The organism is Nocardia sp. NPDC052316, from assembly GCF_044547795.1.
In the GTDB taxonomy this organism is placed as follows: domain Bacteria; phylum Actinomycetota; class Actinomycetes; order Mycobacteriales; family Mycobacteriaceae; genus Nocardia.
Genome location: NZ_JBIUBB010000003.1, coordinates 758,976 through 773,613, shown reverse-complemented (window position 1 = coordinate 773,613; position 14,638 = coordinate 758,976). Strand labels below are relative to the sequence as shown.

The window sequence follows — 14,638 nt, the reverse complement described above, 5'->3', positions numbered from 1 at the left end:
CCTGGGTGCCAGACGAGGGCCGCTGGGTGGTGTGGCCCGATCATGCGGAGCTCGGTGCGTCAGTGACGCGGACCTCGCCGGTGGCGGTCATACCGTGTCGGAGTTCTACGGCGTGTCACACTCTGATCCGCTGCGTCGTCGACCTGGTGACGCACCATGAACTCACGCCCGGCGGGGCGGAACGACCGAACGGCGACAGCAGTGACTTCCGATCAGCCTTCTACTCCCGAACCACTCGACCAGGCGGAGCTGGCCCGGCGGTTCGAGGAGCATCGGCCGTATCTGCGCAGGCTCGCCTACAGCACGCTGGGCAGTCTCACCGACGCCGATGATGTGGTGCAGGAGGCGTGGCTGCGGCTGCAACGCCAGCACGAGGCGGGCACGGCGGGACAGATCGAGAATCTGCGCGCCTGGCTCAGCACCGTGACCGGTCGTCTCGCACTGGATCACCTCGGGTCGGCCAGGGTCCGGCGCGAGCAGTATGTCGGCGAATGGCTGCCGGAGCCGGAGGTGACCAGCTGGGATGACCCGGCGGACCGGGTCACCCAGGACGAGCGGGTCACCACGGCACTCCTGGTTGTCCTCGAGTCGCTGTCCCCCGCCGAGCGCACCGCGTTCGTCTTGCAGGACGTGTTCGGTATGACCGGCCCGGAGGTCGCCGAGGTGGTCGGCCGCACCCCGGCCGCGGTGCGGCAGCTGGCATCGCGCGCTCGCAAGCGCGTCGAGGACGGCACCCCGCGCTTCCCCGCCTCGCCGGACGAACAGGAGAAGGTCGTCTCCGCTTTCGCGGTCGCCTGGCGCTCCGGTGATCTCAGCGCCCTGCTCGGCGTGCTCGACGCGAACGTCAGCCTGACCGCCGATGGCGGCGGCAAGGTCCCCGCGATCCGGCAGCCGGTGTACGGCGCCGAGCTCATCGCGAAGATGCTGCTCGGCTGGTACCACGCACCGTCCGCCGCGGGCGGGTGGGGCCGCGCGGTGCTGGTCAACGGCGAGCCCGGCCTTGTCGTGTTCGACGGCAACCACACCGGCGTGTTCGCCTTCGTCATCGATGACGGCCGCATCGTCGCCATCAATGTCGTCCGCAACCCCGACAAGCTGCACGACCTGCCGACCGAAGGCAAGCCCGACTGGTATCTCGGCGCCGACCGCACCGAGGAGGCGTAGCCCGACCCCGGGTCCGCGCCCACGCCGAGGCTGGGTCTGGCGTTGTCCTACGACAAACCAGCGGCGATGGCAGCGAGGTAGCCATCGCACCAGCAGCCGCCGGGTTACCGCTCGTGTCCGCCGCGGGCGGTCAGCCCGCCAGACCCACCGGCTGCGGCATCGTATACCCATGCGCCGCAGCCACTTCCACCGACAACAGCCGGCCCGCGTCCGCGGTCACACCGTGCGCGAGGTCGTGGTGGACGGCGCACGCCTCTTTCCAGCCGAGTTCGGCGATGGCGCGGACGTACGGATAGGTGGCGTTGGTGAGGGCGACGGTGGCCGTGGGCGGCACCGCGCCCGGCATATTCGCGACACAGTAGAACAACGAATTGTGCACGCGGAAGGTGGGATTCGCGTGGGTGGTCGGTCGCGACCCGGCGAAGCAGCCACCCTGATCGATGGCGATATCGACCAGCACCGAACCGGGCCGCATCTGCGCGACGAGCTCGTCGGATACGAGTTTCGGCGCACGCGCCCCCGGCACCAGCACCGAACCGATGACGAGATCGGCGGCGGCGACGGCCCGCTGAATCTCGGCGGCGTTCGAGGAGACCGTGGCGATCCGCCCATCGAACCGCGCGTCCAGCTCACGCAGCCGAGGCAAGTTGGTGTCCAGCACGGTAACTCGCGCACCCATACCGGCAGCGACCGCCGCCGCGTTCGACCCGGCGACCCCGCCGCCGAGCACCACCACATCGGCGGGCGGCACCCCGGGCACGCCGCCGAGCAGCATGCCCGCCCCGCCGAGCGGCGCCATCAGGTGATACGCCCCGACCTGCGCCCCGAGCTTGCCCGCGACCTCGCTCATCGGCGCGAGCAGCGGCAGCGACCCGTCGGCGGCCCGCACGGTCTCGTAGGCGATCGCGGTGATGCCGGAGCGCAGGATGGCGTCGGTGCAGTCACGGGACGCGGCCAGGTGCAGGTAGGTGAACAGCACCTGTTCGCGCCGCATCCGCGGATACTCCTCGGCGATCGGCTCCTTCACCTTCAACACCAGCTCCGCCGACCGCCAGACCTGGTCGGCGGACGGCACCAGCCGCGCCCCCGCGGCCGCATAGTCGGCGTCCGCGAATCGCGAGCCGACCCCCGCCCCGGCCTGGATCAGCACCTCGTGTCCCTGCGCGACCAGCTCCCCGGCACCCGCCGGCGTGAGCGCCACCCGGAACTCCTGCTCCTTGACCTCCCGTGGAACTCCGATCCTCATACCGCCATCGTGGACCCCGTGCCGGGCACACGCCACGAACGACGCGCGGGCGGCACACGATGATCACGAGACCGCCCGCCGACGAGCGGTTTCTGCGCACGTTGATCAGACGGCGATCTCCTCGCCGAGCGGCGGAATCAGCAGCTGCTTGTCCCGCCCCGCGTACTCGAACAACCGCCGCAGCCGATCCAGCGTCTCGCTGAAGTGCACCCATCCTTCGCCGTGCACCGGCACGATCACCGCGTCGCCGAGCACCTCGGCCGCTTGCACCGCGGTGCGCGCGTTCAGTGTGAGGTCGGTGTCGCCGAAGTGCCCGACATTGGCCGCGCCGACGAACAGCACCGCCACGTCGATCCGGCCGATCCGCTCGACGATCCGCGCGACCCGATCGACCGACGCGTTGTCACCCGACACGTACACGGTCGGCTGACCTTCGGCCTGCAGCACGAACCCGGTGACGACCCCGGTCAACGGCTCGCACCCTTCGGGCCCGTGCAGCGCGGGCACGCCGGTGATCCGAATGCCGGAGATCGTCACGCTCTCCCAATTCTCCAGGCCCCGAACACCATTGATCCGCTCGGCGGCACCGGGCGTGGAGAGCACGGTCTGCGCGGTCTTCAAGAATTCGCGTCCGGAGTTGTCCAGGTTGTCGGCGTGCTCGTCGTGCGAGAGCAGTACGACGTCCACCGGACCGACCTGGTCGGCGGGCACCGCGGGACCGGTGAGCTTGTGCAACGTGACCGGTCCCGGGTAGTCGCCGGGCGCGTCGAACGTGGGGTCGGTCAGGAAGGTGCGGCCCGCGTAGCGGAGCCGGACGGAGGGTCCACCGATGTGCAGCACGTCGAGTTGGTTGTTCGTCATGTCATCGAGCTTGTCAACGCGCCGGCACACCCGACAGTGGCCCGAGAGCCGCCTACCGCTAAAATCGGGCCATGCATACCGTAGCCGTCCTCGCCTATGACGGCATGAGCCCCTTCCACCTGTCCGTGCCAAGCCTGGTGTTCGGCCGCGTCGGCGTCCACGGCCCGGCGCTGTATCAGGTGGACGTCTGCGCCGAGAAGCCCGGAACTCTGCACACCCCAGCAGGTTTCGACATCGAGGTGCGACACGGACTCGACCGGCTGATCCGGGCGGACACGGTGGTGATCCCGGCCTGGGAATGCGATCTGCCGGTCTCGGACGAACTCCGCAGCGCGCTGCATCAGGCCCACGCGGCAGGCGCCAGGATCGCCGGCCTCTGCCTCGGCTCGTGGGCCGTTGCGGCCAGCGGGCTGGCCGATGGCCGCGAGGTGACCACGCACTGGGCGGCCGCCGCCCAGCTGGCCCGCGCCTTCCCCGCGGTCCGCGTGCGCGCCGACACCCTGTGGTCGGACCTGGGCGACGTGGTCACGTCCGCAGGTGTAGCCGCCGCCCTCGACTGCTGCTTGCACCTGGTGCGCACCGACCTCGGCAGCCGCGTGGCCACCGAACTGGCCAGGGACCTGGTCACCGCACCGCACCGCAGCGGCTCGCAGGCCCAGTACATCCCGATCGCGATCCCCGACGCCGCCGATGACGACCCCATCGAACGCGCGATGGTCTGGGCGCGAACACATCTCGGCGAGTCGATCGACCTCGACGGCTGGGCCAGGGTCGCGCTGATGTCGCGGCGCACCTTCACCCGCCGCTTCCGCGATCGCACCGGCAACAGCCCGCAGCAGTGGCTGCTGCACCAGCGCGCGGACCGCGCCAGGCTGCTGCTGGAAACCACCGACGACACCATGGACCGCATCGCCACCGACACCGGCTTCGGCACCGCCGTCAGCCTGCGCCACCATTTCCACCGCATCCTCGGCACCAGCCCGGCCGCCCACCGCGCGTTGTTCCAGGGGGCACGGCTAGGTTCGTCCGCATGAGGATTCAGATCGGTGAGTTCGCCCCGGAGATCGACGAGGCGGCGTGGGTCGCGCCCAACGCGACGGTGATCGGCCGGGTCCGGCTCGCGGCCGAGGTCAGCGTTTGGTACAGCGCCGTGCTGCGCGGTGACCTCGAGGCGATCAGCGTCGGCGAGCGGACCAACATCCAGGACGGCTGCGTACTGCACGCCGATCCCGGCTTTCCGCTCACCGTCGGCAGCGGGGTGTCGGTCGGGCACAACGCGATCCTGCACGGCTGCACGGTCGGCGACGACGTGCTCGTCGGGATGGGCGCCACCGTGCTCAACGGCGCGGTGATCGGCGCGGGCAGTTTGATCGCGGCCAACGCGCTGATTCCGGAGGGCGCGCAGATTCCGCCCGGCTCGCTCGTCGCCGGAGTGCCGGGCAAGGTCCGGCGTGAGCTCAGCGAGGCCGAGCAGGACGGCATAAAGCTGAATGGGGCTGTGTACCTACACAACACGGCCAATCACCGTGCCGCAAAAGAGGTGTGAGACAGCACACACTGATCAAGCGACCAGTAGGAATCGCTGATAACATTCGGCCAGCGTGCCCGGTGACCCGGGGTCTCCTGCCGACACGGTTGTCGTGCGGCTTGTAGCGCAGTGGTTAACCCACCTGGGTCGGTGGGTGCAGAAGCGTGCAGGCAGGAGGTTTCACGATGATGGCGTACATGCAGTCGAGTATGCACCGGTCCACGGGGCGGATCAGCGTGGCCGACATCGCCGCTCAACCGGGCGGCATCGAGGCATTACAGCGACGAGTCCACGAATTGCGTTCCAGCGGTGTCGATTTCGCCGCCAACGCGATCGAGCAGGAGATGGCGGCGCTGGACTTACCGCGCCAGTGATCGTCATCCCACGGTCACCGCGGGTCAGCCGGCGGTGACCGTGGCCAGCCCGGCCGTGGTGTGCTGATCCAGCACCATCAGCGCGGCCCGCACGCGCACCGACTGCCAGCCACCATCCACCCGGCGCAGCCGTAGCGTGCCCTCGGTGCGATGCCGCGCCAACTCCCGCGACATGGCCTGCGCGGCCGCCAGATCGTCCGGATGGATCTGCGGCGCGGGCTGACCGGGCAGATCCGCCCAGGCGATCTCGGGCATCGGCGGCCCGATCCACCGAATCAATTGCAGCGAACGAAGATTCATGATGGCCCGGTACTCCCCCGGCGCCGTGGACGCCTCCAGCAGTTGGTACTCCAGGATCATCGGCGGCGGCGCGGCGGGCACCGCGGTCGCGGCACCGATGTCCTGGGTCACCCCGCGGAACAAGACCTCCTCGTGCCCGTCGGCATCGGGCTCGATAATGATCCGGCAGGCGAAATGCCCTGCGCGCAAGGCCCCGTCGTCGCGGCGGACGGTCCACACCGCCTGATGCTCGGTACCGGGCGCGGAGTTCACGATCTTCGCCAGCGCCTCGCTCTCGTCCCGGTTGGTGACCAACCGGGTGAACGCGCCCGCGATGGCCACCTCCGCCGCCCGGTCCTCGGGCGCCACACCGTACAAATCCAGGAGATCCACGCTGCGCACCGACCGATTGGTGGTGAGGTTGAAGTACCACGCCCCCACCGGTTCTCGCGGCGGCAGCGGCTCGCGCACCGGGCCAACCCACAGCCGGACGGCATGCGCCCGCTCCGGCGTGATGAGCAGCGGCTCGGCCCGCACCGTGCGCCTACCGTCGTCCGACACATGCGCGACCGGTTCGCGAATCCGGCAGGCCCGCACGAGGGCGGCTTCCGCGTCCGCGAGCGACAGCGGGTTGCGCACGATATTGCGCAGCGGCACGAAAGACTTCGGCGTGACACCGAACGCGATCACCTTGCCGGGCACGCCGGAAAAGCACTCGACCAGGATCCATTTCGCCATCAGTCGCGTCCGATCGATCGTGCCCGATCGGACACCGTCACGAGAAACGTTCGACCAGTTGCCATTTCACCATCATCCGTTCCCGACCGCGCGGGTGCGCACGGTCAGGAACGAAATACCATGTCCAGCACCCGTTCGTGATACGCGCCCGCGAACCTTGTGACCAGGTCCACAAGAAGGGCGTCCAGTCCGACGAGCACCTTCGCCTCGCCGCGCGCGGCGCCGCGCAGAATCGTCCTGGCCGCCGCGGCCGGGCTGGTGCGCGCGACATGCCCTTCGAACCGGCGCGCGACCGCCGCCGCGTCGATGCCGGGCGCGACGCTCGCCGACCGCGCGATGGAGGTGAGCACGCCGCCGGGATAGACCCCGGTCACCCGGACCCTGCCGCCCGCCGCCCGCATGTCCTGGCGCAGCGAGTCGGTGAAGCCGCGCACCGCGAACTTCGCCGAGTTGTACGGCGCGTGCTGGGCCATGCCAACCAACCCGAACGCCGAGGACATGTTCACCACGTGCGCCCGCTCGGCGGCCAGCAGATACGGCAGAAAAGCCTTGGTGCCGTTGACGACTCCCCAGAAGTCCACGTCCATCACGTGCTCGAAATCACTGAACGGCGAGTCCGCCACACTGCCGACATGCAGGATTCCGGCATTGTTGAACAGCGCCTCGACCCGCCCGTACCGCGCCGCGGTCGCCGCGGCATGGTCCAGCACCGCCGCGCGGTCGGTGACGTCCACCGTGCTCACCGCCGGCTCATGGCCCACCTCGGCGCAGCGTTTCGCGGTCTCGGCGACGGCGTCGGCCGACTTGTCCGACAGCGCCAGCAGGGCGCCGTCGGCGGCCAGGGCCAGTGCCAGTTCGCGGCCGATGCCGGACCCCGCTCCCGTGATCGCCACCACCCGATTCGCGAAATACGCCACGGCTCAACCCTTTCCAGCCCACCCGACATCCAAATCGGATATCCACAGAGGCTAACCAGACAAAGCTGGACGCGCGACCTGGACGCCAATCCGGCGATCCTCGGACGAGCCGCCGGAGGCCGGTGAAATAATGAAGGCCCATCACCCGCACCGTCGCGACGCCATCCCCGCACGCCGGCCCTCGCACGAATCGACTGGAGACCAGATGCCAAGTGTTCCGCCCATGCTGCAGCGCATCTTGGACAAGCCCGTCGCCGACGGCGAGAAGCTCCTGGAGAGCGCGCTGTCGGCGTTCCTGGACTTCGGCATCAAGCGGACCAGCATGGGTGAGATCGCCCGCCGCGCCGGCATCAGCCCCGCCACTCTGTACCGCCGCTTCGAATCGAAGAACGAGCTGGTCGAAGCGGTGAGTGTGCGCGAAGCACAGCGTTTCGTCACGATGATCGACAAGCAGGTACAGGCCGTCAACGGCTCCGAGGACCAGCTGGTGGAGATCTTCGTCGCCTTCATCACCGCGATCGCGAACAACGAGCTGCTGCGCCGGCTGCTGCGCACCGAACCGGACCTGATCCTGCCCCGGCTCACCACCGACGCGGGCCCGATCCTCGCCGTGGGCCGCGGCTACCTGGCCGAAAAGCTGCGCGAACTCCGCGACACCGAGAACACCCACGATTTCGACGCCGACCTGGTCGCCGAAATCATGGCCCGGCTCGCGCTCTCCCTGGCCCTCACCCCCGACGGGCTCATCCCGGTCGCCGACCGCGACGCCGCCCGCGAGTTCGCCCGCCGCACCCTGCTGCCCATGGTGGGCGTGCACGTCACCGCGTAAGGCTCAGAAGGCGTGCAGCGCGGGGGCCACCCCGAACGCCGCTGCGACCCGCTCGTCCAGCTCGGTTCGCGCCGCCGCGTCCGGCACCCGGCCGTCGACGAACTCGCGCGCCAGCTCGATGATGGCCGCCGCGGATGGTGAATCCGGATTCGGCAGCGGTAGCCGCGTCACATACTGCGTGATCCACCGGCGCCTCCCCGAGTACAGCCGGTTGCCGCACACCGCGTCGTAGAACCGCAGACCCAGCGCCGAATTGGCCACGCCCATCAGCAGATACGCGAGCAGATCCGCGGCGGACGGCGTCCCGGCCAGATCCGGTAGCGAGATCCAATAGCAGTCACCGTTCACCACCGCCCCCGACCGGTCGAGCGCGAACCGCGGCCGATCGCTGATATCCGGAAACACCAGCTTCGGCTCGCACCACAGCTGCGGACGCTGGGGCACCCAGATCTCGAACCACTCACGCCCGCTCGCGCCGAGGTAGTGGCGGGCCGACAACGTGTCCTTGTGGGTGCGCAGATACTCCGCAGCACAAGGGAATTCGTTCAGATCGATAGGAGTGCGGCGCGGCTGGCCGCAGTCGTAGGGGTACAGCACGCGGGTGTCCCGCGCCCGGACGATCCGCCACGGTTCCAGATCATGATGCGTGATCAGCTCGCGCAACAGCTCCGGTTCGGGAGGCGGCTCGACCTCGGCCCACCGATCCGAAATGAACACCCGATCCGCAGTTGTCTTGATGCCCACCCGGATTCGGGCGACCTCGCCGAAGGTCTTCCATGTCGCCGCGGCGATGGCATCCAGCCAGGAGTCGACCTCGGCATTGGACATGCGCCACGCGGTCTCGGGTTCCGATGTGCGCCGGGCGGTTGCGCGGAGTGGGGCAACCGGTAGTTCAGCCGACTGCGAATCGGGCGCTCGCAAAGTCCGTGCGGGAGACGTTCCAGGTTGCAGCCTGCGCTCGGGGCGGAGGGGTTCGCGCTGCTCGGCACGGCTTGCCTCGATGCGGGCGGGGTAAAGCTCCTGCGTCCCAGGCTCTTCCGGCGGGGCATGGCCCGTCACCAGTGTGCCGACCTCCACCGCGAAGGTCCGCCCATTGTGCGCGACGAGGCAACAGCCGTCACCGGTCAACGCGCCGAAAAGGTCCATCTCCGAGGCATTTTCGCTGACATCGGTCTCATAGGCCGAGGCGTAACGGCATTGCCCGCCGTACTCAGCACGCGTAGCGATGGTTATCGCGGGAAGTACCGCCGCCTCGAAGAGCTTGGTGTCTCCCAGGTCGTACAACTCGACCGGCGCCAGTTCGGCAAGCAGCAACCGCCGAATGTTGGTGCCTGCCTTGGTCGTCAGGAACCTGTTGGCGCACAACAAACCCAGCGCACCGCCTGGGCACAGCAGACGCGGCAGCGTCGCGACGAACGGATGCGTCAGATCGATCCGCCCGCGCAACCCGAACTGCTTGCTGAGCAGCTGCGCGGTGGCACCGCCCAGCTGCTGGGTCCGCACATAGGGCGGATTCGTGATCACGGCATCGAACGACGCCGCCGCAAGCTCGTGGGACGCGGTGAGGAAGTCACCGACATGCCAGTCGACGCCGGCTCCCGGCTCCCGCGCCCGCGCCACCGCGAGCGCCCCCGCGTCCAGGTCATACCCGGTCGACTCGACCCGAACGCCGGGCAGCCGAGTCGCCGCCTCGTCCCGGAGAGCGAACAGCAGCTCCCCGTCACCACACGCCGGATCGAGCACCCGCAACACCCCGGATTCGGGCCGCGGCAGGTGCGTGAGCAGCCGCTGCGCCAGAAACCGCGCGAGCACCGGCGGCGTGTAGTGCCTGCCGTGCCGCTTGCGATCACGCGCGGCGGGGGCTCCGAAAGCCATGCGCTGGATTCTGCCTTGTCAGCGGGCTCATGGCCCGACAATGCCTGCACTCGATCCGACCGCCCAGTTCGACGGCGCCGTGCCACCGCGTTCGCCAGGCCGCCCCTGCGTTGCCGATTTCCGCCGCACACGCCCAGGTCGACCTTCCGGTCGCCCTACCTCGCAACCGGCACGTCTCGAGTCGCCGCGCCCCTGCAGTCACCGTTGCCTGACCTTGCACCATTCCGCCACAGGCCTTTCGATGCTAGCGTTCAGTCTCAAAATAGAACCAAAACCGAGGAGCGGAATGACGACAGCCGATGTGGACACCGCGCAGTACACGGCATTGTCCAGACTGCTCGACGAACGCTGGACCTGTCGGCAGTTCCGCGCCGACCCGGTGCCGCACGAGGTCATCGAGCAGCTGTTGCGGGTGGCACAGCGCACCGCCTCGTGGTGCAACACTCAGCCCTGGCAGGTGGCGGTGACCGAGGGCACCGGCACCGACCGCTTCCGCGCGGAACTGCTCGCACACATCCAAACCGCAACGCCGGAGCCGGATTTCGAGTTCCCCGCGCAATACACGGGCGTGTTCCGGGACCGCAGGCGCGAGTGCGGTCTGCGGCTGTACGACAGTGTCGGCATCGGCAAGGGCGACCGCGAGCAGACGATGCGCCAGGCGCTACGCAACTTCGAACTGTTCGACGCACCGCATGTGGCGATCGTGACCACCGAGGCCGATCTCGGCGTCTACGGTGCCGTCGACTGCGGCCTGTACATCGGCAACTTCCTGCTCGGCGCGCAGAGCCTCGGTCTCGGTGCGGCACCGCAGGCGGCGCTGGCGTCGTATGCCCCGTTCCTCCGCGCCTATTTCGGCATACCGGACAATCGCCGGGTGGTCGCAGGCATCTCGTTCGGCTACCCGGACACCGAGCATCCGATCAACAGCTTCCGCACCTCACGCGAGGACGTGGATCAGGTAGCAACCTGGTTCGCCGACTGACCCGATTCGAGGAGTCCTGGCCCCGGCTCGGGAATCACATCCCGCGCGGTCAGCTCCTGACCGCACACATCGCATTCGAGCCCCGCGTGCGCCTCACCCGTGCAGCCCTGATGGGTGTAGCGCACCGGCGCACCTTCGGGCGCCATGTACGTGTCACCCCAGTCCCGGATGGCCATCAGGATCGGGTAGATGTCATGCCCCTTCTGCGTGAGCCGGTACTCCTCGTACGCCCCCACCGCAGCCTTCTGCTTCACCAGAATCCCGTGCTCGATCAGCCGATCCAGCCGGTCCTGCAGCCGACTACGCGAGATACCGAGCGCGCTCTGAAACCCGTTGAACCGCCGGATCCCGGAGAACGCGAACTTCAGAATCAGCAATGTCCACCGATCGCCGAAGATCACGAGCGGCCGCGTGATGGAACACGGCACGTCGGCAAGCTCCTCATAGCGCACCTCCCGATGCTACCGACCTTGCCCGTCGTCAACGATCTGCACTATCTCCCGGGATACGCACCAGCACTGACACCCGCGGGGAGCGCGGATCCCGAGAACTAGTGCGGCTGTTGTTTGCGAGCCCTGGGGTCGTGGCGGTTCTGCTGACGGTGGCGGTATGGGAGAAGCGTTGCGGGACAACGACAGTGGGCCCCGGGACTACCCGGGGCCCACTGTTCGCGCTTCAGATCAGAGCGGAATGTTCTTCAAGTGACTGGCTCGCGACGGCGCAGCGGCCAGCGCGGCGGCGATGGTGCTGCGTGTCTTGGCCGGATCGATCACCTCGTCGACCACACCGATCGCCACTGCCCGCTCGACCCCACCCGCGATGCGCTCGTGCTCAGCAGTGAGGCGCTCGTGCAATGCTTCCCGCTCGTCGTCGGGCGCGGCGGCCAGCGCCTTCTTGTGCAGAATGCCGACCGCAGCCTTGGCCCCCATCACCGCGACCTCGGACCCGGGCCACGCGTACACCGCCGTCGCGCCGAGCGCGCGGGCGTTCATCGCGATGTAGGCCCCACCGTAGATCTTGCGGGTGACCAGGGTGACCCGAGGCACGCGCGCCTCCGCGAAGGCATGCAGCAACTTCGCACCGCGGCGCACCACCCCTTCCCACTCCATGCTGACGCCGGGCAGGTACCCGGGAACGTCGGTGAGCACGACGAGCGGAATACCGAAGGAGTTGCACATCCGCACGAAACGCGCCGCCTTCTCGGCACTTTCGGAGTTGAGGCAGCCGCCGAGCCGGATCGGGTTGTTGGCGAGCACGCCGACGGTGCGCCCGGCCAGCCTGCCGAGACCGGTGACGATGCTGCGCGCGTAACCGCCCTGCAGTTCCTCGAACGAACTCTCGCCGTCGACGTTGTCGAGCAGCTCGTGAATGATCGGCTTCACGTCGTAGGCGCGCTTGGCCGATTCGGGCAGCATCGCCTTCAGGTCGACGTCGCCGTGCTCGGCCGCGACCAGATCGAACTCACCCTGTTCTGCGAACATCGACACCAGGCGACGCGCGCGATGCACCGCGTCGGCCTCGTCGTCGGCGACGATGTGGGTGACGCCGGACTTCTTGCCGTGCGTAGCCGGGCCGCCGAGCGTGGCCATGTCGACCTGCTCGCCGGTCACGCTGCGCACCACGTCCGGGCCGGTCACGAAGATGCGGCCCTCGGGGGCCATGATCACGATGTCGGTGAGCGCGGGACCGTAGGCGGCGCCACCGGCGGCGAAGCCGACGACCACCGAGATCTGCGGTACCAGGCCGGACGCGCGAACCATGGCCTCGAAGACCAGGCCGACGGCGTGCAAAGCCTCGACACCCTCGGCCAGGCGGGCGCCGCCGGAGTGCCAGATACCGACGATCGGCAGGCTGGAGTCGATGGCGGTGTCGATCGCGTCGACGATGTGCTTGCACCCGTCGACGCCCATCGCACCGCCCATCACGGTGGCGTCGGAGCAGTAGGCGACGGTGCGGACCCCGTCTACCTCGCCGATGGCGGCGAGCACACCGGACTTGTCGCGCGGGTGGAGCGGCAGAAGGGTTCCGGGATCGAAGAAGCGCTGCAGTCGACCGAGCGGATCACGCGGATCAGACGCTGTGTCTTGTTGAAACGCGGGAGCAATGATGGTCATCGCGTTTTCTCCTCACCTGAATGAGTGCGCCGCAACCGCGGCTGCAGAATGTCGACCCCGGCGGGGCCAGGCCTGATGGCCCGATCCCGCCGGGGTCGCTGTGCAGTCGATTCGGTTCAGGCGGCTATGCCCGACCGAAGGCGAGCGCGACATTGTGCCCACCGAAACCGAAGGAGTTGTTGATCGCGTACTCGATCTCCTGGCGGCGTGCCTCACCGTGCACCACATCCAGATCGATGGCCGGATCCTGGTTCTCCAGGTTCAGCGTCGGCGGGACGATGCCGTCCCGGATGCTGAGCACGGTGAGCACGGACTCGAGCGCGCCGACGGCGCCGATCGAGTGTCCCAGTGCGGATTTCGGGGCGTACACCGAAGCGTGCTTGCCAATCGCCAGGTTGATCGCGTTCGCTTCGGCGGTGTCGCCGATCGGGGTCGCGGTCGCGTGAGCGTTGACGTGGGTGATGTCCTTCGCGGTCAGACCAGCGGTCTGGATCGCCCGGGTCATCGCCCGTGCCGCGCCGACGCCATCGGGGGCGGGCGCGACGAGGTGGAAGCCGTCGGAGGTGATGCCGGCACCCAGCAGGCGAGCGTGGATGGTGGCGCCACGTGCCTTGGCGTGCTCCTCGGTCTCGATGACCATCAGGGCACCCGCCTCACCGAAGACGAAGCCGTCGCGATCCTTGTCGAACGGGCGCGAGGCACCCTTCGGATCGTCGTTGCGGGTGCTCATGGCACGCATCATGCTGAACGCCGCGATCGGCACCGCGTCGATGTAACCCTCGACGCCACCGGTGACGACCATGTCCGCATCGCCCATGACGATCATCCGCCATGCGTTGGCGATGGCCTCGGAGCCGGATGAGCATGCCGAGACCGGAGTGACCACTCCTGCCCTGGCCTTCAATTCGAGGCCGACAACGGCCGAAGGACCGTTCGGCATGACCATCTGCACAGCCAACGGCGAAATCTTGCGATAGCCACCGCTCTTCAGCTTGTCCACCGAGTCGATGAGGGCGTCGCCGCCACCCAACCCGGTGCCGATGGCCACACCCAGCCGTTCCGGGTCGACCTCCGGGCTGCCCGCGTTACGCCAGACTTCGCGACCGAGAACGGTCGCGAGCTGCTCGACGTACGCCATGCGCCGGCACTCGACTCGGGTCAGCAGGGTCTCGGGCCGAACCTTCAGGTGGCCGCCGATGCGGACCGGAAGGTCGTATTCCTCGACGAAGGAATCCTCGAGAACGTCGATACCGCTCTCGCCGTTGAGGAGTCCCTTCCACGTCGCATCGACATCACCAGCGATCGACGTGGTCGCCGCCAGGCTAGTGACGACGACGTTGGGGAAATTCCCGTTCAAAGTGGAAGGAGTGGTCACAGTGTCGGCCCTACTCGGCGTCGAACTTGGCCTTGAGCTCCGCGGCCGCGTCAGCGTTCTCGGCCTCGAGCTTCTGGATGTAGCCGACAGCGTCGCCGACCGTCTTCAGGCTGGCCAGATCCTCGTCCGGGATCTTCACGCCGTACTTGTCCTCGGTCTGCACCGCGATCTCGACCATGGACAGCGAGTCGATGTCCAGGTCATCGACGAAGGACTTCTCGATCGTCACCTCGGAGGGTTCGATACCCGTCACCTCTTCGATGATCTTGCCGAGTTCCTCGACGATTTGTTCCTGGGTCAGAGCGGCCACTTCGTGGCTCCCTTCTTGGTTCTTTGTAGGGCTCGTACTGTTTTCG

The 14,638-nt window shown here is 68.3% G+C and carries 15 protein-coding genes; 6 read left to right on the top strand and 9 right to left on the bottom strand.

Annotated elements, in window-relative coordinates; all coding sequences use genetic code 11:
- The first annotated feature begins 201 nt into the window (after positions 1-201).
- Entirely contained in the window at positions 202-1,164 is a 963-nt protein-coding gene (gene sigJ / locus ACIHA7_RS16295; RefSeq protein ID WP_397290043.1) for an RNA polymerase sigma factor SigJ, read from the top strand.
- 130 nt (positions 1,165-1,294) lie between these two features.
- Here the strand turns inward: sigJ and ald are convergent, their stop codons facing one another.
- Positions 1,295-2,410, bottom strand: coding sequence for an alanine dehydrogenase (gene ald, locus ACIHA7_RS16290; RefSeq protein WP_397290041.1), 1,116 nt, complete (start codon positions 2,408-2,410; stop codon positions 1,295-1,297).
- A gap of 105 nt (positions 2,411-2,515) precedes the next feature.
- Positions 2,516-3,271: an MBL fold metallo-hydrolase gene (locus tag ACIHA7_RS16285; protein ID WP_397290039.1), complete on the bottom strand. Its 756-nt coding sequence runs from the start codon at positions 3,269-3,271 to the stop codon at positions 2,516-2,518.
- Between the two features lie 71 nt (positions 3,272-3,342).
- Here ACIHA7_RS16285 and ACIHA7_RS16280 point away from each other — a divergent pair, with 71 nt between their 5' ends.
- The 3 genes from ACIHA7_RS16280 (at position 3,343) to ACIHA7_RS16270 (ending at position 5,173) form a co-directional block, all read left to right on the top strand.
- Entirely contained in the window at positions 3,343-4,305 is a 963-nt protein-coding gene (locus ACIHA7_RS16280) for a GlxA family transcriptional regulator (RefSeq protein WP_397290037.1), read from the top strand.
- A complete protein-coding gene (locus tag ACIHA7_RS16275; RefSeq protein ID WP_397290035.1) occupies positions 4,302-4,817 on the top strand; it encodes a gamma carbonic anhydrase family protein in 516 nt (171 codons plus the stop codon). The genes ACIHA7_RS16280 and ACIHA7_RS16275 overlap by 4 nt, the downstream gene beginning before the upstream one ends.
- Positions 4,818-4,996: 179 nt before the next feature.
- Positions 4,997-5,173, top strand: coding sequence for a hypothetical protein (locus ACIHA7_RS16270; protein ID WP_397290033.1), 177 nt, complete (start codon positions 4,997-4,999; stop codon positions 5,171-5,173).
- Between the two features lie 24 nt (positions 5,174-5,197).
- Here ACIHA7_RS16270 and ACIHA7_RS16265 read toward each other — a convergent pair whose 3' ends face one another.
- Both ACIHA7_RS16265 and ACIHA7_RS16260 read right to left on the bottom strand, forming a co-directional pair.
- The gene (locus ACIHA7_RS16265; RefSeq protein ID WP_397290031.1) at positions 5,198-6,190 is read right to left on the bottom strand and encodes a GAF domain-containing protein; all 993 of its coding nucleotides are present in this window, start codon (positions 6,188-6,190) and stop codon (positions 5,198-5,200) included.
- A 104-nt stretch (positions 6,191-6,294) separates the two neighbouring features.
- A complete protein-coding gene (locus ACIHA7_RS16260; RefSeq protein WP_397290028.1) occupies positions 6,295-7,107 on the bottom strand; it encodes an SDR family NAD(P)-dependent oxidoreductase in 813 nt (270 codons plus the stop codon).
- 223 nt (positions 7,108-7,330) lie between these two features.
- Between ACIHA7_RS16260 and ACIHA7_RS16255 the strand changes: the two genes are divergently transcribed.
- Entirely contained in the window at positions 7,331-7,936 is a 606-nt protein-coding gene (locus ACIHA7_RS16255; protein WP_397290026.1) for a TetR/AcrR family transcriptional regulator, read from the top strand.
- Between the two features lie 3 nt (positions 7,937-7,939).
- On the opposite strand, the gene ACIHA7_RS16250 is transcribed toward ACIHA7_RS16255, so the two are convergent.
- A complete protein-coding gene (locus ACIHA7_RS16250) occupies positions 7,940-9,811 on the bottom strand; it encodes an Eco57I restriction-modification methylase domain-containing protein (protein ID WP_397290024.1) in 1,872 nt (623 codons plus the stop codon).
- 286 nt (positions 9,812-10,097) lie between these two features.
- Between ACIHA7_RS16250 and ACIHA7_RS16245 the strand changes: the two genes are divergently transcribed.
- Positions 10,098-10,793, top strand: a complete 696-nt coding sequence (locus ACIHA7_RS16245; RefSeq protein ID WP_397290022.1) for a nitroreductase — start codon at positions 10,098-10,100, stop codon at positions 10,791-10,793.
- Here the strand turns inward: ACIHA7_RS16245 and ACIHA7_RS16240 are convergent.
- From ACIHA7_RS16240 to acpM, 4 genes are all read right to left on the bottom strand, one after another.
- Complete coding sequence (locus ACIHA7_RS16240) at positions 10,766-11,245, bottom strand: winged helix-turn-helix transcriptional regulator (RefSeq protein WP_397290020.1); 480 nt, start codon at positions 11,243-11,245, stop codon at positions 10,766-10,768. The genes ACIHA7_RS16245 and ACIHA7_RS16240 overlap by 28 nt on opposite strands.
- Positions 11,246-11,473: 228 nt before the next feature.
- Complete coding sequence (locus ACIHA7_RS16235; protein WP_397290018.1) at positions 11,474-12,907, bottom strand: acyl-CoA carboxylase subunit beta; 1,434 nt, start codon at positions 12,905-12,907, stop codon at positions 11,474-11,476.
- Positions 12,908-13,031: 124 nt separating this feature from the next.
- The gene (locus tag ACIHA7_RS16230) at positions 13,032-14,282 is read right to left on the bottom strand and encodes a KasA/KasB family beta-ketoacyl-ACP synthase (protein WP_397290016.1); all 1,251 of its coding nucleotides are present in this window, start codon (positions 14,280-14,282) and stop codon (positions 13,032-13,034) included.
- A gap of 10 nt (positions 14,283-14,292) precedes the next feature.
- On the bottom strand, positions 14,293-14,592 hold the full coding sequence (acpM, locus tag ACIHA7_RS16225) for a meromycolate extension acyl carrier protein AcpM (protein ID WP_107655016.1): 300 nt from the start codon (positions 14,590-14,592) through the stop codon (positions 14,293-14,295).
- Positions 14,593-14,638 lie beyond the last annotated feature (46 nt).